Below are 22,721 nucleotides of genomic sequence, written 5' to 3'. Positions count from 1 at the left end.
CGCTATGGATCCCAAGGATATCGTCGACGCCGCCGCAAGTCTTGCGACCGACGCCCAGGCCATGGCCGCCAAGGCCGCGCTGCTGGCGCAACAGGCCACACAGATGACCGGCGGCACCGAACACGGCATGGGCTTCATGAGCCTGTTCACCGTTTTCGTGCTGGCCTGCTTTGTCGGCTATTACGTGGTGTGGCGGGTGACACCGGCCTTGCATTCGCCTTTGATGGCGGTGACCAACGCGGTGTCGTCGGTCATCATCGTCGGCGCCCTGATCGCCGCCTCGACCGACGTGTTCGCTTCCAAGCTTCTGGGCTTCTTCGCCGTGATCTTGGCCTCGATCAACATCTTCGGCGGCTTCCTGGTCACCCAGCGCATGCTGTCCATGTTCAAGAAGAAGCAGAAATAAGGGGACGGCGACATGTCTGAAAATCTCACGCAATTCGCGTATCTGGTCGCCGCGGTCTGCATGATCATGGCGCTGCGCGGGCTGTCCAGCCCGGAAACCTCGCAAGGCGGCAACCGCTGGGGCATGGCCGGCATGGCCATCGCCATCCTGACCACGGTGATCTCGCCGCATACCTCCTACCTGTTGATCCCGGCCGGCATCGCCATCGGCGGCGGCATCGGTTACGTGGTGGCCAAGAAGATCCAGATGACGGCGTTGCCGCAGCTGGTGGCGGCCTTTCACTCTCTGGTCGGTCTGGCCGCGGTGTTCGTGGCCGGTGCCGCCCTGGCCGCGCCCGAGGCCTATGGCATCGTTGGACCCGATGGAGCCATCAAGATCGCCTCGAAGATCGAGATGAGCCTGGGCGTGGCCATCGGCGCCATCACCTTCACCGGGTCGCTGGTGGCGTTCGGCAAGCTTCAGGGTCTGGTGTCGGGCAAGCCGCTGGTGTTCCCGCTGCAACACCCGCTGAATGCCGGCCTTGGCATCCTGATGGTGGTGCTGATCGCCATGTTCTCCATGGGGGGCGATTCCGTCACCTTGTTCGTGGCCGTCACCGTCATCGCCCTGGCGCTTGGCTTCCTGCTGATCCTGCCGATCGGCGGCGCCGACATGCCGGTGGTGGTGTCCATGCTCAACTCTTATTCGGGTTGGGCGGCGGCCGGTATCGGCTTCACCTTGCACAATCCGCTGCTGATCATCGTCGGCGCCCTGGTGGGGTCGTCGGGTGCGATCCTGTCCTATATCATGTGCAAGGGCATGAACCGTTCGATCTTCAACGTCATCCTGGGCGGTTTCGGCGGCGAGACCTCGGCGGCGGCCGGTCCGGGCGGCGCCGGTGGCGACAAGGCGGTCAAGGCCGGTTCGGCCGACGACGCCGCCTTCATCATGAAGAACTCGTCCAAGGTCATCATCGTGCCGGGCTATGGCATGGCGGTGGCCCAGGCTCAGCACGCGCTCCGTGAAATGGCCGACATGCTGAAGAAGGAAGGCGTGGACGTGCGTTACGCCATCCATCCGGTGGCGGGCCGCATGCCCGGTCACATGAACGTGCTGTTGGCCGAAGCCAACGTGCCCTATGACGAGGTGTTCGAACTGGAAGAGATCAACCACGAATTCGGCACCGCCGACGTGGCTTTCGTGATCGGCGCCAACGACGTCACCAACCCGGCGGCCAAGACCGACCCGGCCAGCCCGATCTTCGGCATGCCCATCCTGGACGTGGAAAAGGCCAAGACGGTGTTGTTCATCAAGCGGTCGATGGCGTCGGGCTATGCCGGCGTCGACAACGAACTGTTCTTCCGTCCCAACACCATGATGCTGTTTGGCGACGCGAAAAAGGTCACTGAAGAAATCGTCGGGGCGCTGGGCTGATATCCGTCCAAACGCGTCCCTTACCTGGGCGGGGCCTTCGGCTCCGCCCTTTTTTTGTCGTGACCAGGAGAGGGGCGTGGGGTGGGTTGACCTATGTCGGGTTGTTTTTGCCTACTCTGAAGTGCTAATACCCTTGATGTAGGGAGAACGCTCCACGGGAGAGGGGCGGCCAAGAGAGGAGAACGGGATGGCGACGGGCACCGCGCGGCTGCGTGACGTGAACGAGGGGGAAATTTGCCCTGAGGACAGCATGGCGGCGGAACAGGTCGCCTTCCTCGAGCAGATGGTCGACATGATCCTGGACGGGCGCTATCACGCGGTTCCCGACGGCAAGTGCCGGCTGACCCACAAGCTCAAGGAAATGGCCGTTCAGCTTGAGGGGCGGTCCCTGGGGCTGCTGAAACAGAACGTCGCCATGTCGGTCAACATCAACGAGGCGGTGACCGAGACCGCGACCATGATGCGCGACATCGGCGAGGTCGACCGCCGCAGCCAGACCATCGCCGCCGCGTCCGAGCAATTGGTGCAAAGTGTCAGCGAGATTTCCGGCAACTCCAATGCCGCCGCCGCCGACGCCCGTGGTGCCTTCGAGGCGGCGCAGGCCGGACAGAAAGCCGCCGATCAGGCGGTTTCCAGCATGTCCACCATTGCCATCGCCGTTCAGGATGCCATGACCAAGGTCGAGGCGCTGGCCCAGGCGTCGGCCCAGATCGGCGGCATCGTCAACCAGATCGAAGCCATCGCCAAACAGACCAATCTTCTGGCGCTGAACGCCACCATCGAGGCGGCCCGCGCCGGTGAGGCCGGCAAGGGCTTCGCCGTGGTGGCGCACGAGGTCAAGGGTCTGGCCAACCAGACGGCCAAGGCCACCGAGGACATTCGCGGCCGCATCGAACATTTGCGCCAGGAAATGGGCTCGATCGTGCGCAGCATGGAAGACGGTGCACGCGCCGTGGAGAAAGGCCAGGACGTGGTGCTGTCCACCGGCGGCACCATGCGGCACGTGGCAGATCAGGTGGCCCAGGTCACCCAGAAGATGGGCGAGATCGCCGCCATCCTGACCCAACAGACTTCGGCTTCGTCCGAGGTGGCCGAGGGGGTGTCGGTCATCGCCAAGATGTCGACCCGCAACGTCGCCGCCATCGCCCGCGTCGCCGACGTCATGGACGATTCGTGCAACCGCATCGCCGACGTCCTGGGGGACATGGCCAAGCTGGACATTCCCGACGTCACCATCCATATCGCCAAATCCGATCACATGATCTGGCGCAAGCGGCTGGCCGACATGCTGGTGGGCCGTGCCAGCCTTAATCCGGCGGAACTGTCCGACCACACCTCGTGCCGGTTGGGCAAATGGTGCGCGACGCTCACCGACCGCTCCATCCTCGACCATCCCGCCTTCAAGGCCATGGAGGAACCCCATCGTCTGGTGCACATGCATGGCATCGAGGCGGCCAAGCTTTATCGCGCCGGCGATCTGGCCGGGGCGGTGGAGTGCGTCGCCAAGGCCGGCGTGGCTTCCAAGGGGGTGATCGACGCCCTTGAGGCGCTGGGCGAGCGCGGCCGTTTCTAGGCGGTGGCGCCCGACAGAGTCACAAAGCCACGACCGCCCAGCACATTCCGTTTGCCCATCCGAGGCAAAAGCGATAAACCGGGCTGTTTCCGTTCCGCCGCTTCGGCGGGAAACCCTGACACGGTCCAGACGTCTTCGCATGAATGAACTTGCCAACCGGGCGCTGCTTCCCGCGGGCCTGCGCGACATCCTTCCCCTCGACGCCGAACACGAAGCCAACGTGGTTTCGCGGCTTATGGCGCATTTTTCCGCGCAAGGTTACGAACGGGTCAAGCCGCCGCTGATCGAGTTCGAGGAAACCTTGCTGGCCGGCGTCGGGTCCGCCTCCGCGTCGCAATGCTTCCGCGTCATGGACCCGCACAGTCAGAAAATGATGGGTGTGCGCGCCGACATGACGCCGCAGGTGGCCCGCATCGCCGTCACCCGTCTGGCCGGCGCGGCGCGTCCGTTGCGCCTGTCCTATGCCGGTCAGGTGTTGCTGGTGAAGGGGTCGCAATTGCGGCCGGAACGTCAGTTCGGCCAGGCCGGCCTAGAGCTGATCGGTCCCGATTCCGCCGCCGCCGACGCCGAGGTGGCCGTCCTGGCGGCCGAGGCTCTGGCCGAGCTGGGGGTCGCCGGCGTGTCCATCGACCTGTCGCTGCCAAGTCTGGTTCCCACGCTTCTGGCCGAGCTCAAGCTGTCGGCCGAGGAATCCCTGCGCGGCAGCCTTGACCACAAGGACGCCGCCGGTGTCGCGGCGCAGGGCGGTGCCGCCGCGCCGGTCCTGTCCGCGTTGTTGTCGGCGGTGGGGCCGGCCGAACGGGCGCTGCCGATTCTTGCCGCGCTGGAATTGCCGCCGGCGGCGGCGGCCGTGCGCGACCGTCTGGCCCAGGTGGTGGCGCTGATCCGGGAAGCGGCGCCCGAGCTGACGCTGACGGTGGACCCGGTGGAAAACCGCGGTTTCGAATATCATACCGGTATCGCCTTCACCCTGTTCGGCCGCAACCTGTCGAGCGAACTGGGGCGGGGGGGACGGTATCTGGCCGGCGGCGTGGAACCCGCCACCGGCGCCACGTTGTTCATGGACACGGTGTTGGCCGTGCTGCCGGCGGCCAATCCGCCCCGGCGCATCCTGATTCCCACCGGCACGCCTCGGGCCTGGGCCCAGGCGTTGCGTGCCCAAGGGTGGATCACCGTGGCGGCATTGGAAACGGCCGATGACTGGTCGGCCGAGGCGAAACGGATGGGCTGCGGCCATGTGCTGGCGGCCGATGGCGTCAAGAACGTTTGAATAAGGGACCTTGAAGATGGCGAATGTTGCGGTGGTCGGCGCCCAGTGGGGTGACGAGGGCAAGGGCAAGGTCGTCGACTGGCTGAGCGAGCGGGCCGACGTGGTCGTGCGCTTCCAGGGCGGTCACAATGCCGGCCACACCCTGGTGATCAACGGTGTCACCTACAAGCTGTCGCTGCTGCCGTCGGGCGTGGTGCGCGGCAAGCTTTCCATCATCGGCAACGGCGTGGTGGTCGATCCCTGGGCGCTTCTGGCCGAGATCGAGCGGGTTCAGGCCCAGGGCTTGAACATCACCCCCGACGTGCTCAAGATCGCCGAGAACGCCTGCCTGATCCTGCCGGTGCACGGTCATCTGGACCGCGCGCGCGAGGAGGCTTCGGGCGCCGCCAAGATCGGCACCACCGGACGCGGCATCGGCCCGGCCTATGAGGACCGGGTCGGCCGTCGCGCCATCCGCGTTTGCGATCTGGCCGACGAAGCGCTTTTGGAAGCCAAGGTGGAAAAGCTGCTCAAGCACCACAACGCGCTTTTGGCCGGCCTGGGGGCCGCGCCGGTGGACGGTGCCGAGATGCTGAAGCAGATCAAGGACGTCGCCCCCAAGATCCTGCCCTTCGCCGACGTGGTGTGGCAGCGTTTGGACGAAATCCGTCATACCCGCAAGCGTGTCCTGTTCGAGGGCGCCCAGGGCGCCATGCTCGACGTCGACCACGGCACCTATCCCTTCGTGACCTCGTCGTCGACCGTGTCGGGCAATGCCGGCACCGGTTCGGGCGTCGGCCCCGGTCAGGTGGGTTACGTCCTGGGTATCTGCAAGGCCTACACCACCCGTGTCGGCGCCGGTCCGTTCCCGACCGAGCTGGACAACGATATCGGCCACCTGATCGGCGACCGTGGTCACGAGTTCGGCACCGTCACCGGCCGTCGCCGCCGTTGCGGATGGTTCGACGCGGTGTTGGTGCGTCAGGCGGTCAAGGTCGGCGGCATCGACGGCATCGCGCTGACCAAGCTGGACGTGCTCGACGGTTTCGACGAACTCAAGATCTGCACCGGCTACAAGTACAAGGGTGAGGTCATCCACCACCTGCCGGCCAGCCAAGCCGCCCAGGCCGAGGTCGAGCCCATCTACGAGACCATCGAGGGTTGGAAGGAATCCACCCGCGGTGCGCGCTCCTGGGTCGAGTTGCCGGCCACCGCCATCAAATATGTGCGTCGTATCGAAGAACTGATCGAGGCGCCGGTGGCGCTGTTGTCGACCAGCCCCGAGCGCGACGACACCATCCTGGTCCACGATCCCTTCGCGTCGTGATCGGCGGATGATGTGGCAAAAGGGCCGGTTCCCTCGGGGACCGGCCCTTCGCATTGGCGCTTGAGCCCACAGCCCTTGCCTCGTACAAAGGGAGCAAGGCCAAGAAACGGCGCATCAGCGAACGGACGCGAGAATGGCGGAAGCCGCAGGGGCAATGGAACAACAAGAGGCGCAAGCCGCCGCCGGTCCGCCCGGCGTGTTGCGGGAACGCTATCTCATTCGTTCCAATCAGCCGCTGCCCGACCTGTCCACGCCCAATGCCGAAGCCTTCGTGGCCGAGGACAAGCGCGATCCCAAGCGGGCGTTGTTCGCCCTGATCTGTCGCCCCGATCTGCCGGTGCGGGTCAACGTCATGCGCGCCATCAAGGGCATGCAAAGCGGCGGCCTGATGCAGATGGTGGAATGGGGGCCGATGAATTGGCCGCCCATCGGGCGCCAGTGCATGACGGTGATTTACGAACGTCCCGTCGGCAAACGTCTGATGACCAACATGCGTTCGGAATGTCGGCGCATCGACGAATACGCCATGACGCCCAAGGTGGTCGAACCTTTGGTCGCGGCCATCCGCGAACTGACGTCGCGCGGCATTACCCACCGTTCCATCCGCACCACCAACCTGTTTTTCATGGACGAGGCGGGCGAACGCATCGCGCTTGGCGACTGCGTCAGCTCGCCGCCGGGTTTCGACCAGCCGCTGTTGTTCGAAACCATCGAATCGGGCATGGCCAACAACGTGGCGCGCGGGTCGGGAACTTATTCCGACGACCTGTATTCGCTGGGCGTCACCTTGGTATTCCTGTTGCTGGGGCGCAATCCGGTCGCCCACATGGACGACGACACCATCTTGCGCATGAAGATGCAACAGGGCAGCTATAACGTCCTGGTTGGTGACGAACGTCTGCCGTTGGCTTTCGTCGAATTGCTGCGTGGCCTGTTGTGTGACGACGCGGAACAACGCTGGGATGTCGAGGGGCTGGATCTGTGGCTGTCGGGACGGCGCCTCAGCCCACTTCAGCCGCGCCACGAAAAACGCGCGGCACGCGGGTTCCCCTTCAACGGCAAGGAATATTTCCATTGCCGTGAACTGGCCGCCGCCATGGCCCGTAATTGGGACGCCGCCATTCCGCCGGTGCTGGAAGGCAAGCTGGAATTATGGTTGCGCCGTGCCGTCGAGGACAAGGAGCGCGCCCAGGCGGTGGCCGAGATGGTGCGGGTGGTCCTGAACGGCGGCGGCGAGCGGCGTATCGCCACCGACCAGTTGCTGTGCAAGGTCCTGATGCTGTTGGACCCTGCGGCCCCCATCCGCTACAAGGGGTTCAACGCCATGCCCGACGGCGTCGGCACGGCGTTGGCCGCGGTGATGGCGCAAAAAAGCGACACAAGGCTGGTGGTCGAGGTCATCTTGCGCGAGGTGCCGCGTCTGTGGTTCGAGGCGCGCAAGTTCTATTCCCCCGACAATTCGCTGATGGAAGGCAACTTCCGCGAACTCAAGAATTACATGACCCAGACCGGGTTGGGGTTCGGGCTGGAACGCTGTCTGTACGAGATGAACGACGCGCTTCCCTGCCAGAGCCCGCTGATCGGCGAGGAATACATCACCGAGCTCAAGGAGCTGTTGCCGGCCTTGAACGCCACCGCCGGAAAGCAGGGCGTGTCCAAGCAATGGCCGGTGGACCGCCATATCGCGGCTTTCATGGGGGCGCGGGCCCGCTCCGACATCGACCGCAACCTGACGCAACTGAGCGATCCCGACCAGGGAAAGGCGTTCATGGCGCTGTTGAACCTGTTCGCGGTGTTCCAATATCGTTTGGGGCCGGAACAATTGACGGCGCTGGCCGCCTGGATCGGCGCGCTGGCGGCGCCGGCGGTGGCGGCCTATCATTCACGCGACAAGCGCAAGGAGCTGGAAAAGGAACTGGCCAAGCTGGTGCGGCGCGGGTCGGTGGTGGAAATCTACAACCTTTTGGAAAATCCCGGCGAACGCGACAAGGACGAGAACGACTTCGCCTGGGCCCAGGCCCAATACCAAGCCGCGGACGACGAGGTCAAACGCATTCAGGGCAACGAGGAAGACCGCGACAAGGAAGCGACCCGCATCGGCAAGCAGACGGCGGCGGTCACCGGTATCTTGATCGCGCTGATCACCACGACCATCGTGGTCATTCTGAAGGTGTGGTAGGGCATGGCGAAAAAACCATCTGCGGTGGCTCTGGCCCAGGCTCAGGCGGCGGCCAAGGCGAAGAAAGGCGGCGGCGGTGGCGGCGGCATGAACAAGGCCGTCGTGCTGATGGTCCTGGCCGCGCTGGTGCCGTTCTCGCTGCCCACGGTGACGCTGTTGTTCTTCACCATGTTGCCGACCCTGGCCGCCTGGGCCAGCGAGAAAGGGACGAACAAATACGCCTGGCTGTGCGTGGGTGGCCTGAACTTCGCCGGGGTGATCAAGTACCTGTTCGACCTGTGGTTCGGCGTCCACACGCTGGACGAGGCGTTCAACCTGTTGTCCGAAGCCAACGTTCTGTTGTGGGCCTATGGCGCTTCGGGCATCGGCTGGCTGATGTATCTCAGCATGCCGCCCATGGTGGCGTCGTGGCTGGCGTTCACCACCGACCGCCGGGTGGCGGCGCTCAAGGCCGCGCAAAAGCGTCTGGTCGAGGAGTGGGGGGACGAAGTCACCAAGAAGAACGCCGCCTGACCTCGTCGTCCCCCGCCGGCCTGTCCTCTACAGGAACATGCCGCCGGACGCCTCGATCCGTTGGCCGTTGATCCAGCCGCTTTCGTCACTTAACAGCGCGGCGACCACTCCACCGATGTCGTCGGGCAAGCCGACCCGACCCAACGCCGTCTGGGCCGCCAGGAACCCGTTGATTTCGGCGTTGTCGCGGACCACGGCGCCGCCGAAATCCGTTTCGATGGCGCCGGGGGCCAGCACGTTGACGGTGATGCGGCGCGGCCCCAGTTCCTTGGCCAGGTAACGGGTCAGCACCTCGACCGCGCCCTTCATGGCCGCGTAGGCGGCAAAGCCGGGCAGGGTGAAGCGGGCCAGTCCGGTGGACACGTTAAGAATGCGCCCGCCATTGGCCAGCAACGGCAACAAATGTTGGGTCAGGAAGAACATCCCCCGGAAATGGACGTCCAGCAATTGGTCGAACTGCTCTTCACTGGTGTCGGAAAAGGCGGTGGAGATGCCGATGCCGGCGTTGTTGACCAGAAAGTCAAAGTCACCACGGCCCCAGGTTTCCTGTAATGTCGCGGCGAGCGTTCCGATAAAGGCGGGATAGCTTTTGGTGTCGCCCACCGACAGTTCCAGGGCCACCGCCTTGCCGCCACCGGCCGCGATCTCGGCGACCACGGATTGGGCTTCGTCCCTGCCGCTGCGATAGGTGAGGACCACCCCCACGCCGCGACGGGTCAGGTGCAGCGCCGCGTTGCGTCCCAAGCCCCGGCTGCCGCCGGTGATGATGGCGATCTTGTCTTTCATGTCTCTCTCTCCCGATGGAATGTTGGAAAACACGGTAGGGGAGGGGGATGTCTGGATAAATCAGTCATCGGCGACTAAATTGTTCGGAAAAATCGAACAGATGGGTGCCGCATGGACCGTGCCGAGGCGATCCGCATCTTCCTGAGGGTGGCGGAACTGAACAGTTTCACCCAGGCGGCCGACACTCTGGGGTTGCCCCGCTCGACGGTATCCGAGGCGGTGCAAGGGCTGGAATCGCGGCTGGGGGTTCGTCTGTTGCAGCGGACCACCCGCAAGGTCAGCCTGACTCATGACGGCATGGTGTTCTATGAACGCGGCCGCGACCTGTTGGCCGATCTGGACGAGATCCAAACCATGTTCCAGCATGGCGGCAGCGAAATTTCCGGCCGCTTGCGGGTGGATTTGCCGCTTGGGCTGGCGACCGCGCTGGTTGTTCCCCGCTTGCCGGAATTCCTGGCCGCCCATCCCCGTTTGGAAGTGGAACTGGGCAGCACCGACCGCTTGGTCGATCTGGTGCGCGAAGGCTACGATTGCGTGCTGCGGGTGGGCGGAACAGCGGATTCCGGCCTGATGGTCCGGCATCTGGGGGTGCTGTCCCAGATCAATTGCGCCAGTCCATCCTATGTGGCGACCCACGGCATACCGACTGACCCCGACGATTTACGCGGCCATCGGCTGGTTTATTACGCCTCGGTGCTGGGGCGGCGCCCGGACGGTTTCGAGATCGCGTCCGAGGACGGCGTGCGCATGGTGCCGGTGGGGGGATTGCTGACGGTCAACAATTCCCAGACCTATGAAGCGGCCTGTATCGCCGGGCTTGGCATCATCCAGGCGCCGGAGGTGTCGTTGTTGCCGCATTTGACGGCCGGCCGGCTGGTCGAGGTGCTGCCGGCTTGCCGCGCGGCGCCCATGCCGGTGGTGCTGATGTATGCCGGTCGCCGCCATCTGCCCAAACGCACCAGGATTTTCATGGATTGGCTGGCGGACGTCCTGCGTCCCCACCTGCGTTGAGTTCAAACGAAAAAGCCCCGGTCCAGGGACCGGGGCTTGGTGGGGCGAAGCGGCTTCAGCCCTCCAGTTTCCGCAACATGTCGGCGGTGATCAGGGTGACCCCCTTGTCGGTGCGGTCGAAGCGCTTGGCGTCCAGCTTGGGGTCTTCGCCGACCACCAGGCCGGGGGGAATGACGCAGCCCTGGTCGACGATGCACTTCTTGAGCTTGGCATGGCGGCCGATGTCGCAATCGGGCAGGACCACCGTGTCCTCGACCAGGGAATAGGAGTTCACCCGGACGTTCGAGAACAGCATGGAACGCCGTACCACCGCGCCCGAGATGATACAGCCGCCCGACACCAGGGAATCCACGGCCATGCCACGGCGGGTGTCGTTGTCGAACACGAACTTGGCCGGCGGCAACTGGGCCTGATAGGTCCAGATCGGCCAGTTGGTGTCATAGAGGTTCAGCGACGGCGTCACCGTGGTCAGGTCGATGTTGGCTTCCCAATAGGCGTCGATGGTGCCGACGTCGCGCCAGTAATGTTCGGTCGCGCCTTCGTGCATGACGCACGAATCCTGGAACGGATGGGCGATGACCTTGTGGGTGCCGATCAGCTTTGGAATGATGTTCTTGCCGAAATCGTGTTCGGTGCCCGGCTCGCTGGCTTCCTCTTGCAGGCGGTCGTACAGGAACTGGGCGTTGAAGATGTAGATTCCCATGCTGGCCAGCGCCTTGTCGGGCTTGCCGGGGGCATGCTGGGGATTGGCCGGCTTTTCGTCGAAGCGGATGACGTTGTCGTGGTCGTCCACCGCCATGACGCCGAAACCACGGGCATCCTCGAGCGGGACTTCGAGGCAGGCCACGCTGACGTCGGCGCCGCACGCCAGATGGTGCGCCAGCATCTTGCCGTAATCCATCTTGTAGATGTGGTCGCCGGCCAGAACCAGCACGTATTCGGGGCCGTGTTCGCGGATGATGTCCAGGTTCTGGTATACCGCGTCGGCGGTGCCCTTGTACCAGGCCTCGCCCTCGGTGCGTTGTTGCGCCGGCAGCAATTCGATGAACTCGTTGAACTCGCCGCGCAGGAAGCCCCAGCCGCGCTGGATGTGCTGCAACAGGGAATGCGCCTTGTATTGGGTCAGCACGCCGATGCGGCGGATGCCGGAATTGATGCAGTTGGACAGGGTGAAGTCGATGATGCGGAACTTGCCTGCGAACGGGATGCCCGGTTTGGCGTGCCAGTCGGTCAACGCCTTGAGACGTGAGCCGCGTCCACCAGCCAGCACCAAGGCCAAGGTGCGGCGCAACCGCAGGTTAACTTCGATGTCGTTGATCACCCGATCCTGAGGCTCCATCATCAGTCCGTCTCTCCAAGATGTCTTGCGAGTTTTGGCGCCGTCCCTCCCGGAACCATCCAGGGACCGTGCCACACTTCCCGCCCTGGGACAACACCGCCTCTAGCAGAGGAGCCCTACTTCATCTTTGGGTAATACTGCCGGGAAGCGGCTTTCGCCTGAGAGCATCCTGCGATAGGCTTGGCAGTCAACAAGACGATCTCCGACGGGGGCCCCCCATGCGCGTGCTGTTCGCTGCGTCCGAAGTTTTCCCTCTGGTTAAGACTGGGGGGCTTGCCGACGTGTCGGGAGCGCTTCCGGCCGCGCTGATCGAGGCGGGGCAGGATGTGCGCGTGCTGATGCCCGGCTACGCCGCCGCCATGGACAAGGCCGAGGGCAAGCGCGAAGTGGGAAACCTGGGCGACCCGCTGGGCGTGGGCGCCGAGACCGTGTTGGTCGAGGGCACCTTGCCCGGCACGGCGGTCCCGGTGTGGCTGTTGGATTGCCCGGCGCTCTATCATCGTGCCGGCGGTCCCTATCTGGATGTGGACGGTGCCGATTACGCCGACAATTCCCTGCGTTTCGGGCTTTTGTCGTGGGCGGCGGCGCATTTGTGCACTGCCGGCAGTCCTTCCAACTGGCGACCCGACGTGCTGCATTGCCACGACTGGCAGACCGGTCTGGCGCCGGCCTATCTCAAGGCGTGGAACGTGGCCGAGCGGCCGGCGACGGTGTTCACCATCCACAACATCGCCTATCAGGGCCAGTTCCCGCCGGAAACCGTGCCGCGCCTGGGGCTGCCGTGGGATTTCTATTCCCTGGCCGGGATGGAATATTGGAACGCCATGTCCTTCCTCAAGGCCGGATTGGTCTATAGCGACAAGCTGACCACCGTCAGTCCGCGTTACGCCAAGGAAATTCAATCCTCTCCGCATGGCTGCGGCATGGAAGGGATTCTGGCCGAGCGGGCCGCCGACCTGGTTGGCATCCTGAACGGTGCCGACACCGGTGTCTGGGACCCGGCCACCGACCAGCACATCGCGCATCGCTATGACGCGGCCGGTCTTGTCGCCGGCAAGGCCGCCAACAAGGCGGCGCTTCAGGCGGAACTGGGACTCGCAGCCGATCCCGAGGCGCCGCTTTTGGTCATCGTGTCCCGTCTCAACGACCTCAAGGGCATGGATCTGGTGCTGTCGGTGCTGCCGGCGATCCTGCGCCAGGGGGCGCAACTGGCCGTTCTGGGGACCGGTGATCGTGGCCTTGAGGACGGCTTCCGGGCGGTGGCCGCCGCCAACCCGTCCCAGGTGGCGGTCAGTATCGGCTATTCCGAAACACTGGCGCACAAGCTGCTGGCGGCGGGCGACATGCTGGTGATGCCGTCGCGGTTCGAGCCTTGTGGCCTGACCCAGCTTTACGCCATGCGTTATGGCACCGTGCCCGTGGTGCATGTCACCGGCGGTCTGGCCGACACCGTGGTCGACGCCACATATGACAGCCTGATGACCGGTACCGCCACCGGCTTCGCCTTCGAACACGCCAATGCCGGCGCCTTCCAATGGACGGGGGAACGTGCGCTGGACGCCTATCGCCAGCCCGAGCAATGGCGCAAGGTGCAAAAGGCCGGCATGGCCCAGGACTTCACCTGGGGCCGTTCCGCTGGCCGTTACGTGGACCTGTACCGGGCGCTTGCGCCCGGCAAGGCATAAGGGAGCGTTTCATGGTGGCGTTGATCGCCGACATCGGTGGCACCCATGCCCGTTTCGCGCTGGTGGAGGGGGCGGCTGTCAGTGAGCCGGTGGTCATGCGTTGTGCCGAGCATGCCGGTCCGGCCGAAGCGGCGGCGGCATTCCTTGCCGCCCATGGCGGCGGCGTCCGGCCGGATCGCGCCGCCTTCGCCGTGGCTTCGCCCATAACCGGCGACGTGGTCGACCTGACCAATTCCGCCTGGCATTTCTCGATCGAGGCGGTTCGCCAGACCTTGGGACTGGAGCGGCTCGAGGTCGTCAACGACTTTACCGCCGTGGCGTTGTCGGTGCGCCATCTGGAGGCGGAGCATCTGTTGAAGATCGGCGCCGGCGTGGCGGTTTCCGGCTGTCCCGTCGCCGTGCTGGGGCCGGGGACCGGGTTGGGGGTATCGGCCGTGGTGCCCGACCGTCAGGGCCGGTGGACGGCGCTGGCGACCGAGGGCGGGCATGTCACCCTGGCTGCCACCAACGCCCAGGAAGACGCGGTGCTGGAATGGCTGCGCCGGCGTTTCGATCACGTCTCGGCCGAACGTGTGCTGTCCGGGCCGGGATTGGTCAATCTGTACCAAGCGTTGGCCGGACTGCGCGGGGTACATCCGGTCTATGGGACCCCGGACGCGATTTCCCAGCGCGGCCTGGACGGGTCGTGTCCGTTGTGCCGCGACGCGCTCGAGATGTTCTTCGCCATCCTGGGGACGGTGGCCGGCAATCTGGCGCTGACGGTGGGGGCGCGGGGCGGTGTCTATGTGGCCGGCGGCATCTTGCCGCGCATGCGCGACGCTTTCGCGCAATCGGCCTTTCGCCATCGTTTCGAGGACAAGGGGCGGTTCCGCGATTATCTCGGCCCGATTCCCACATGGCTTGTGGTGCATCCGCAACCGGCTTTCGCCGGCTTGGCGGGGCTGGTCAACGAAGCGGATTGATCAAGGCGGCATCGGCCGGCGCCTTGGGACGCCGGCCGAATACCCGCTTGCGTCAGGATGCTGCCCGTGCCCGCTTGAGCGCCCACAGCCCGATCACCGGCACCAGGGCCAGCAACAACACCGCCTGCGCCGCGATGGTCTCGACGGTGGGGAACAATCCCAGCGCCGGCACCGACGGCACACCGGCCAGCGGCGTGGCGCCGATCAGCCGGGCTTCCTGAAGCTCAAGCACGCCGTTGCCGGCGAAGGTCACCGCCAGCGCGTACAGCAGCACCGCGGTGCCGGCGAAGAACGGTCCCAGCGGCAATTTCATCGAGGCGTTGCGCATGACCCAATAGATCGCCACCAGGGCGATCGTGGCGGTGGCGAAGCCCAGGGCGATGGCCGAGCCCTGGCCTTGGGCGCCCCCCATCAGCGCCTGATAGAACAGCACGGTTTCCGCGCCTTCGCGATAGACCGACAGGAAGGCGGCAAAGCCCAGCGAGAACATCTGGCCGTCGGACAGGGCCTTGTTCACCTGATCCTTGATGTATCCTTGCCAACGCTGCGCCTCGCGCCGGGCGAACAGCCAGTGGCTGACATAGGCCAGGACCAGGGCCGCCACCAGCATGGTCATGCCTTCGACCGCTTCCTGGCCGGCGCCCGACAACGCCACCGCCACGTTGAGCGCCCAGGCCGTCGCCGCGCTGGCGACCAGGGCGGCGGCCACCGACCACCACACCACCCGCACCTTGTCCCCGGCACCCAGGCGCTTGAGATAGGCGACCAGGGCGGTGACCACCAGCATGGCCTCGAACCCCTCGCGCAGCAGGATCAGAAGCGATTGCAGGAACGCCGCCGCCCAGCCGCCGCCGGCCGCCTGGGCGCGGACCTCGGCCACTTCGACCAACCGACTTTCCAGGGCGCGCCAGGCCTGTTCCACCTTGTCCTTGGGGGCCGAGGCGGTGGCCAGGCCGACCACGGCCGCGAATTTGGATTCCAGGTCCGTCTTGGCCGATGGGTCGGCGGCGCCGATGTCGATCTCCATGCCGGTTTCTTCGAACTCGGAAAAATAAAGGTCCGAGAAACCGTCGGCGGTGACGATGCCGTTGGCGGGAGTATAGGCCGTCATCAACGTGTTCCCTTGGGCGACGATGCGGGCGGCGACGGCCCGGTGATCCAAGGGGGCGTCCTGGGCCTGGGCCAGTCCGGGAACCAACAACAGCATGACGAACAGAAGCTGGAAAAGGATGCGCGACATTGCTTCACCTCGAAAACGCCTGGGGCATGTTTCCAGGCGTTATTAAGAATGCGACTTTCTTGCACTAACCACGGAGCGGCGGGCCGTTTCAAGTGCTAATCGTTCTTAATCTCATGAGTGTGGGCGCGGCGGACATGAAAAAACCCGCCAGGGCATGGCCAGGCGGGCTTGATCGGATGGGGGGCGGCTTAGCGCTGGGCGGGGGGGACTTCCGCGATGCGGCCGACTTCGCCGGTAATGTGGGTGTCCACCAGACCGGCCGAAGGAGACAAGGCGACGACGAATCCCAGGGCAAGCGCGTAGACGGCGCCAAGGACCACGACGCGCAAAACGCTTTCGCGCGTGGAGCGCGGTGGGTTGTCCGGTAAGTTATTCATGCCATCCTATCCTAAAGGACATGATCTCCCCAGCCGTCGTATAGGGTTTGTCCGCCGCCGAGTCAAGCAGGCATGGGCGGGGTGTTCCCCTTCGGACGGGTAGGGAGTGGCGCGCAGATAAACGTAAAATTCCGGCTTTGGTCAAGGATGTTGCGCACAGGAAAGTATGCGTGACACGCATGCTCGACAAGTCTGGTCGCGCCAAAGGGGAAACGGCGATATTGCTTTCCGCGCGTGCTTTTCTCCAAGAATGCGGGGAAAAATGGAACCCATCCAACTGTTACGGTTGATGTCTTCACTCCGAGGCCCTAGCATGAATGGTTACGGGGGGTCGGATAGAGCATGCAATCGATTCGCAAGATCGAGGTCAGCACAGGCATCTGGTGGGTGGAGGTGCCGGGAGCTGACATCCGCGTCCTGTGCGGGTGTCCCGCGGACGCGGTGAAGCATTTGATGAAAAGGGGCTTGATCGCCCCGACCGAGGACGGGGGCGTGTCGTTCGAGACCGGCCCCAACGTCATCTTGTTGTCGGACGTCATGGTCCAGAACGGAACCTTCGCCAATCTGGGCGAGTTTCCTGTGCTCCAGATGCTTTATCGCCAGGGTATGATCATTCCCGGCCATCCCGGCAACACCGGTGTCAGGCCGTTGATCATCGGCTCGCCCGAGCAGGTTCTGGCGCAACTACAGTATATCTATCGCGGCAATTACGGTCTGATCAGCGAGGAAGAGCTGATCGACGCCGGCGCCACGCCGGAACAGGCGCGCGAGCGCATGCGGCTCAAGCTGAAATTCGCTTTTGGTCATATCTGCCATCCTTCGGAACTGATCGACACCCAGGCCATCGAGGGCGAGGCAGTCGAAATCCGCGACGGGGTGTTCGTGCGCCGGCTGCGCCTGAACGTGTTCGAGTTCAGCTATGGCGACGCCTCGGTGACCGTCGACCTCAATCTGCAACCCTTCGAACAATACGAATGTCCTTATCCGCTCGGCTTCTACCACATGCCGCGCGAATATTTCGCGGTGGTGCATTCCGGTGAAGGCGACGGGTGGGACATCAACCGCGCCTCGATGGGCGCGGTACTGATGTTCCAGGGGCGTGTCTACCTGATCGACGCCGGCCCCAACATCCTGCACACGCTGGATGCCTTGGGGATCGGCGTCAACGAGATCGACGGCATCTTCCACACCCATTCGCACGACGACCATTTTTCCGGTCTGACCACGCTGATCCGGGCCGACCATCGCATCAAGTACTACGCCACGCCCTTGGTCCGCGCCTCGGTGGCACGTAAGTTGGCGGCACTGCTGTCCATCGAACCGGGCGCCTTCGCCGATTATTTCGAATGCCACGATCTGGTCGAGGACCAGTGGAACGACATCGAAGGCCTTGAGGTGAAGCCCCTGTTCTCGCCCCATCCGGTCGAGACCACGGTGTTCCTGTTCCGCGCGTTGTGGGAAGGCGGGTTCCGCACTTACGCCCATCTGGCCGACATCTGCCGGCTCGAGGTGCTCAAGGGTTTCATAACCGACGACGAAAGCCAGCCGGGTATCACCCAAGCGCTGTACAGCCGGATCGTCGACGACTACGCCACCCCGGTAGACATCAAGAAGGTGGACGTGGGCGGCGGCATGATCCACGGCGACGCCTACGACTTCCGCAACGACACCTCGGGCAAGATCATCCTGGCCCATACCGCCCTGCGCAACACCATCGCGCAGAAAGCCATCGGGTCCACCGCGTCGTTCGGCACCGTCGATGTGCTCATTCCGTCCAATCACGACTTCATCTGGCGGGCGGCCTATGAATTGCTCATGGGTTATTTCCCTGACATCGCCCACCACCAGATCAGGGTCTTGCTGAACAACCCGGTGGTGACCTTCAATCCTGGCACCATCCTGGTCAAGGAACGTCAGCCGGCGGAATCCATCTTCCTGTTGCTGTCGGGCAGCGTCGAGGCCATCCACATGAACGGCGGCGCCCGTTCGGTGCTGTCGGCGGGCGCCATGATCGGCGAGTTGTCGGCGTTGTTCGGGTCGGCGGTGTCGGAAACCTACCGCGCCATCGGCTTCGTCAAGGCGCTGGAAATTCCGTGTTCGCTGTATGGCGAATTCGTGCGCCGTAACAACCTGTCGGGCGAGATCACCCGCATTTTCGAGAACCGCGACTTCCTGCAACGCACGTGGCTGTTCGGCGAGGTGGTATCCACCCGCACGCTCAACCGTATCGCCAAGGAAATGACGTTGCACCGCTTCGACGCGGGGGAAACCATCGATATCGGTCCCGAGGCGGTGGCCTTGGTGGTGGCCGGTTCGGTGGCGCGCATCCTGGGCGAGCACGTGGTCGAGGTGTTGGGGCCTGGCGACTTCTTCGGCGAGGAACTGGCCATTTTCTGGACCCCCAGCATGTTCCGCCTGAAACCACAGGAGCCCACCCACGTCTTCCTGGTGCCGGCGTCGTTGCTGGCCGGCATTCCGTCGGTGCGCTGGAAGCTGTTCGAGGCCTCGGGCAAGCGCATGACCTCGATCTTCGAGGGCGAGCACATGGGCCGCGTCGTGCTGCAATGGCACGAGGAATACCGCGTGGACGTGCTTCGTCTCGACACCCAGCACCGCCGCCTGTTCGAACAGGCCAACGCCATCCTGGACGCCGCCGATTCCGGGCGCGATCTGAGCGAGGTGCTGTCGCTGATGGATGCCATGGCGGAATACGCCAAGTATCATTTCGGCGAGGAAGAGGCGTTGATGTTGCGCCATGCCTATCCCGAGACCGAAACCCACCGGACCCGCCATGCCCGTCTGATCGACCAGCTTGCCGACATGCGTCAGCTTCTGGCGGACAAGAAGGATGTCGACAGCGCCGAGGTGTTGGCCTTTCTCAAGGACTGGCTGGTCAACCACATCTGCACCGACGACCGGCGCTACAGCCATTTCCTCAATTCAAAGGGCGTGTACTGATTTCACCCAACGGGCGGCGGCCAGACCGGCCACACGGCCGGTGGCGAAACAGCCGGTGAGCAAATAGCCGCCGGTGGGGGCTTCCCAATCTAGCATTTCTCCGGCGATGAACAGCCCCGGCCGGGTCTTCGTCATCAGGTCGTCGTCAAGGGCGTCGAAGCGGACACCGCCGGCGGTGCTGATGGCTTCCGTCAACGGGCGTGGGCGTCGCAGCGTCAGGGGCAGCGCCTTGATCGTCCGGGCCAACGCCGCCGGCTCCTGGGGCAGGGACAAGCCCCCTTCGCGCAGCAATCCGGCCGTCACTCCCTTCAATCCGGCGGTGCGTTCCAGATGGTGCGACAGCGACCGGCTGCCGCGCGGGCGGGCCAGGGCGGCGGCCAGTTTCTCGACGCTCCAGTCGGGTTTGAGGTCGACAATCAGCCTGGCGTCGGGGCACGCATCGCGTAACGGTGCCGACAGGGCGTAAACGGCGCTTCCCTCGATACCGGTCCTGGTCACCACGAACTCGCCCTTGAGGCTGTGGCCGGCGACGGAAAGCCCCACCGACTTGACCGGCTGGCCGGCGAAGCGGGCGCGGAAATGCTCGCTCCAATCGACGTCGAAGCCGCAATTGGCCGGCCGCAGCGGGGACAGTTCGATCCCAGCCTCTTGCAAGACCGTCATCCAGCCGCCGTCCGATCCCAATTGCGGCCATGATCCGCCGCCCAGCGCCAGGACGGTGGCGTCCGCCTGGATGGTCGCCTCGCCCTCGGGGGTGGCGAAACGCAAGCGGCCATCGGGAGCCCAGCCCAACCAGCGATGGCGGGTGTGCAGCCGCACGCCTTGTTCCGCCAGCCGTCGCAACCACGCGCGCAGCAGGGGCGCCGCCTTGAAGTCGGTGGGAAACACCCGTCCCGAACTGCCGACGAAAGTTTCGATGCCTAAACCGCGAGCCCAGTCCCGTTGCTGTTCGGGACCGAATTCCGCCAGCCAGCGGCCGAACCGTTCCGCCTGGGCGCCGTAGCGGGCGACGAAACGCACCAGCGGTTCCGAGTGGGTGAGGTTGAGGCCGCCGATGCCGGCGCGCAGGAACTTGCGTGCCGGTGTCGCCATGGCATCGAAGATTTCGACGGCCACGCCGGCTAGGGCCAAATGTTCCGCCGCCATCAGGCCGGCCGGGCCGGCACCGATGACGATCGCGGTTGGGTGGGAATTGGACATGGCCTATCCCTGCCCAGCGGGACGGGGACTGTCAACCTCTGTCTGTGTTTCCCCGGAAACGATGGCGGCGGCCAACATCGCAAGCTTGGCCGGGCCATGCGGTCTTGGTGCTTACACAAGACGGGCAATCCGCGTTACCCTGGCGCCATTCGGCAACGAGGAGACCTTGAGCAATGGCTGCGGCGATCAAGGATGAACGGATTCGTGGCGTTCTGGCCCCGGTGCTGACGCCGTTCGACCGGGATCTTAACCCCGACACCAAACGTTTCGTCGCTTTCAGCCGGGTTCTGACCCAATTGGGCATCGGTCTGGCGCCATTCGGTACCACCAGCGAAGGCAACTCGCTGTCGGTCGAGGAAAAGATGGCGCTTTTGGACGCGCTGGCAGCCGGCGGCATCGACATGGGCCGGGTGATGGCGGGCACCGGCACTTGTTCGCTGCCCGACACGGTACGGTTGACCAAGCACGCGGTGGCGGTGGGTTGCGGCGGCGCCCTGATGCTGCCGCCGTTCTATTACAAGGGTGTTCCCGACGAGGGATTGTTCCGGGCCTATGCCTCGGTGATCGAACGGGTGGCCGATTCACGGCTCAGGATCTATCTCTACCATTTCCCCAAGCAATCGGGGGTTCCTCTGTCGTTGCCGTTGATCGAGCGGTTGCTCAAGGCGTTTCCCGGCATCGTGGTCGGCATCAAGGACAGTTCCGGCGAGATCGCCAACATGGAAGCCATGCGCAAGGCATTCCCCGGCTTCGACGTGTTCACCGGGACCGAGGCGCTGGGGTTGCGCATGCTGCGGCAGGGCGGTGCCGGCATCATCTCGGCCAACGCCAACGTCAACGGCGCGGCCATGGTGGAACTGGTGCGACGCTGGCGCGATCCCGACGCCGAGACGTTGCAAGAGGCGCTGACCGCCTTTCGCGTCGCCATGCAGGATTTCCCGCTGATCGCCGCGTTGAAGGCCCTGGTGGCGCGGGCTACCGGCGACCAGGCCTGGCGTATCACCCGGCCGCCACTGGTCGATCTGACCCTCGAGGCCGAGGACGCCATGGTTCGCCGCTTGGAAAAGGCGGGGTTCCCGGTTTAGTTCCGTTCAGCCGAACGGGTCGTCGCACTTGCCGCACATGGGCACGTCCGCCAACTCGCCCCGGCGGAAGCCGTCGAGGATGCGGCGGAATTCGGCGCCCTTGCGGATGTCGGCCAGCGATTGTTCGGCGATGTGGCCGATCTTCAGTTCTGCGTTGGAATCGTAGCAGCCGCAGGCGGTCACCGTGCCGTCGCAGAATACGCCAACCGCCTTGAGGAACACCCGGCAGGGCATGCGGCGCTGGTGTTCCAGGTCCTTCAGCGACCACACGCCATGGCGTTCGAAGAAGGTGCCGTGCTGGACGTTGCCGCCGAAATTGTTGGCGATCACGGTGAACACCCGTTCGATCCCGTGCTTGGCCAGGAAGTCGCGGGTGCGGTCGCGCACTTCCGCCCAGTTGTCGCCCGAGCACACGGCCTTGACCATGAAATTGGTCTTCGACCCTTGGGTCAGGTCGGACATGCGCTTCAAGTTCTCGACCACCCGCTCGAACTTGGCGCCCACATAGGTACTTTCGTAGCTTTCCTTGTCCCAGCCGGCGAACGAGAACTGGAGATAGGACAGCCCCATGCCGGCAAGGCGTTCGCAGCGTTCCGGGGTCAAGGGCGTGCCGTTGGTGACGATGCCCACTTCCAGTCCTTGAGCCACCGCCTTCTCCAGCATCTCGAACACCTGGGGATGCAACAGCGGTTCGCCCTGGCCCGACAGGACATGCAGCTTCTTCACCTTGTTGGCGGCGCATTCGGCCAGCACGCGATCGAACAATTCGGGCTCCATGAAGCCGGAATTGGACTTCCACACCTCGTGCCCGCACATGGCGCAGCGCAGGTTGCAGCGCCTGGCGATCTGGACGTAGACCTCGACCGGGGCAAGGTCTCGCCTTTCCAGCCAGTCGACCATCATGGCCCGCGCGGCCATCAGGTCGCGGGCCCCTTCCTCGTGCCGTCCCGCCTCGTCCAGGGCGATGCCGCGGCAATAACGGGTGCGCTGGTCCGACTTGACGCGCACGGCGGCGTCCAGCAACGGCACCGCCTCGGCGGCGCGGTTCTGTTCGACCAAGGCGCCGGCCAGTCCCATCATGCTGTCGAAGTGGTTGGGGGCCAGCGACAGGATGCGGGCGAATCCCTGTTCCGCCTCGGGCCAGCGCTTGAGCAACGACAGCAGGCAGGCACGATGGAAGATGCAATCGGGATGGTCGGGGAAACGCGCCAGAAGCGTTTCCGCCTCGACCAGACGTTGGAGCATGGCCAGACGCTGTGCCTGGGCCAGGGCGTCGGCGGGAGTCTTGGCGCGGGGCGTCGCGGTGGCGGGGCGGTGGGGACGGCGGCTCATGGCAAGAGGCCTAGCACAGGCGGTGGCCTGGGTGCAATTCCCCCCTGTTCCGGCTCTCCCCTGCCCATGGGTATGGTCTTCACCCG

At 64.7% G+C, this 22,721-nt stretch carries 18 protein-coding genes; 12 read left to right on the top strand and 6 right to left on the bottom strand.

Features of this window, described 5'->3' with window-relative positions:
- Positions 1-4 precede the first annotated feature (4 nt).
- From G4223_RS06235 to G4223_RS06205, 7 genes are all read left to right on the top strand, one after another.
- Positions 5-406, top strand: a complete 402-nt coding sequence (locus G4223_RS06235; RefSeq protein ID WP_163676608.1) for a proton-translocating transhydrogenase family protein — start codon at positions 5-7, stop codon at positions 404-406.
- 12 nt (positions 407-418) lie between these two features.
- The gene (locus tag G4223_RS06230) at positions 419-1,819 is read left to right on the top strand and encodes an NAD(P)(+) transhydrogenase (Re/Si-specific) subunit beta (RefSeq protein WP_163676606.1); all 1,401 of its coding nucleotides are present in this window, start codon (positions 419-421) and stop codon (positions 1,817-1,819) included.
- A 187-nt stretch (positions 1,820-2,006) separates the two neighbouring features.
- Positions 2,007-3,392, top strand: a complete 1,386-nt coding sequence (locus tag G4223_RS06225) for a methyl-accepting chemotaxis protein (protein WP_163676604.1) — start codon at positions 2,007-2,009, stop codon at positions 3,390-3,392.
- 139 nt (positions 3,393-3,531) lie between these two features.
- A complete protein-coding gene (locus G4223_RS06220; protein WP_163676601.1) occupies positions 3,532-4,662 on the top strand; it encodes an ATP phosphoribosyltransferase regulatory subunit in 1,131 nt (376 codons plus the stop codon).
- A 16-nt stretch (positions 4,663-4,678) separates the two neighbouring features.
- The gene (locus G4223_RS06215; RefSeq protein WP_163676598.1) at positions 4,679-5,968 is read left to right on the top strand and encodes an adenylosuccinate synthase; all 1,290 of its coding nucleotides are present in this window, start codon (positions 4,679-4,681) and stop codon (positions 5,966-5,968) included.
- Positions 5,969-6,101: 133 nt separating this feature from the next.
- Positions 6,102-8,147 carry a serine/threonine-protein kinase gene (locus G4223_RS06210; RefSeq protein ID WP_163676595.1) on the top strand — a complete coding sequence of 682 codons (2,046 nt, stop codon included), beginning with the start codon at positions 6,102-6,104 and terminating at the stop codon, positions 8,145-8,147.
- A gap of 3 nt (positions 8,148-8,150) precedes the next feature.
- Positions 8,151-8,660, top strand: a complete 510-nt coding sequence (locus G4223_RS06205; RefSeq protein WP_163676592.1) for an acyl-CoA synthetase — start codon at positions 8,151-8,153, stop codon at positions 8,658-8,660.
- 27 nt (positions 8,661-8,687) lie between these two features.
- Here the strand turns inward: G4223_RS06205 and G4223_RS06200 are convergent, their stop codons facing one another.
- Positions 8,688-9,446: an SDR family NAD(P)-dependent oxidoreductase gene (locus G4223_RS06200; RefSeq protein WP_163676589.1), complete on the bottom strand. Its 759-nt coding sequence runs from the start codon at positions 9,444-9,446 to the stop codon at positions 8,688-8,690.
- A gap of 111 nt (positions 9,447-9,557) precedes the next feature.
- On the opposite strand from G4223_RS06200, the gene G4223_RS06195 reads away from it, so the two are divergent.
- On the top strand, positions 9,558-10,457 hold the full coding sequence (locus G4223_RS06195; RefSeq protein WP_163676586.1) for a LysR family transcriptional regulator: 900 nt from the start codon (positions 9,558-9,560) through the stop codon (positions 10,455-10,457).
- Between the two features lie 55 nt (positions 10,458-10,512).
- Here the strand turns inward: G4223_RS06195 and glgC are convergent, their stop codons facing one another.
- Positions 10,513-11,799 (bottom strand): glucose-1-phosphate adenylyltransferase, encoded by a 1,287-nt coding sequence (gene glgC, locus G4223_RS06190; RefSeq protein WP_420844435.1) that lies wholly within the window; start codon positions 11,797-11,799, stop codon positions 10,513-10,515.
- 215 nt (positions 11,800-12,014) lie between these two features.
- On the opposite strand from glgC, the gene glgA reads away from it, so the two are divergent.
- Positions 12,015-13,481 (top strand): glycogen synthase GlgA, encoded by a 1,467-nt coding sequence (gene glgA, locus G4223_RS06185; RefSeq protein WP_163676583.1) that lies wholly within the window; start codon positions 12,015-12,017, stop codon positions 13,479-13,481.
- 11 nt (positions 13,482-13,492) lie between these two features.
- On the top strand, positions 13,493-14,443 hold the full coding sequence (glk, locus tag G4223_RS06180; protein WP_205762409.1) for a glucokinase: 951 nt from the start codon (positions 13,493-13,495) through the stop codon (positions 14,441-14,443).
- 52 nt (positions 14,444-14,495) lie between these two features.
- On the opposite strand, the gene G4223_RS06175 is transcribed toward glk, so the two are convergent.
- Together G4223_RS06175 and G4223_RS06170 are read right to left on the bottom strand one after the other, a co-directional pair.
- Entirely contained in the window at positions 14,496-15,683 is a 1,188-nt protein-coding gene (locus G4223_RS06175; RefSeq protein WP_163676580.1) for an FTR1 family iron permease, read from the bottom strand.
- Between the two features lie 188 nt (positions 15,684-15,871).
- A complete protein-coding gene (locus tag G4223_RS06170; protein WP_163676575.1) occupies positions 15,872-16,060 on the bottom strand; it encodes a hypothetical protein in 189 nt (62 codons plus the stop codon).
- 453 nt (positions 16,061-16,513) lie between these two features.
- Here G4223_RS06170 and G4223_RS06165 point away from each other — a divergent pair, with 453 nt between their 5' ends.
- Entirely contained in the window at positions 16,514-19,018 is a 2,505-nt protein-coding gene (locus G4223_RS06165) for a bacteriohemerythrin (RefSeq protein WP_241003986.1), read from the top strand.
- Here the strand turns inward: G4223_RS06165 and G4223_RS06160 are convergent.
- Positions 19,001-20,218 (bottom strand): TIGR03862 family flavoprotein, encoded by a 1,218-nt coding sequence (locus G4223_RS06160; protein WP_163676568.1) that lies wholly within the window; start codon positions 20,216-20,218, stop codon positions 19,001-19,003. The genes G4223_RS06165 and G4223_RS06160 overlap by 18 nt on opposite strands.
- Positions 20,219-20,391: 173 nt before the next feature.
- On the opposite strand from G4223_RS06160, the gene G4223_RS06155 reads away from it, so the two are divergent.
- On the top strand, positions 20,392-21,303 hold the full coding sequence (locus tag G4223_RS06155) for a dihydrodipicolinate synthase family protein (RefSeq protein ID WP_163676566.1): 912 nt from the start codon (positions 20,392-20,394) through the stop codon (positions 21,301-21,303).
- Between the two features lie 6 nt (positions 21,304-21,309).
- On the opposite strand, the gene G4223_RS06150 is transcribed toward G4223_RS06155, so the two are convergent.
- Complete coding sequence (locus G4223_RS06150; protein ID WP_163676562.1) at positions 21,310-22,635, bottom strand: radical SAM protein; 1,326 nt, start codon at positions 22,633-22,635, stop codon at positions 21,310-21,312.
- Between the last annotated feature and the right edge of the window lie 86 nt (positions 22,636-22,721).

Source organism: Magnetospirillum aberrantis SpK, assembly GCF_011022235.1.
In the GTDB taxonomy this organism is placed as follows: Bacteria; Pseudomonadota; Alphaproteobacteria; order Rhodospirillales; family Magnetospirillaceae; genus Magnetospirillum; species Magnetospirillum aberrantis.
The sequence above is the reverse complement of the archived record's forward strand: the minus strand, read 5'-3'. Positions and strand labels throughout refer to the sequence as shown.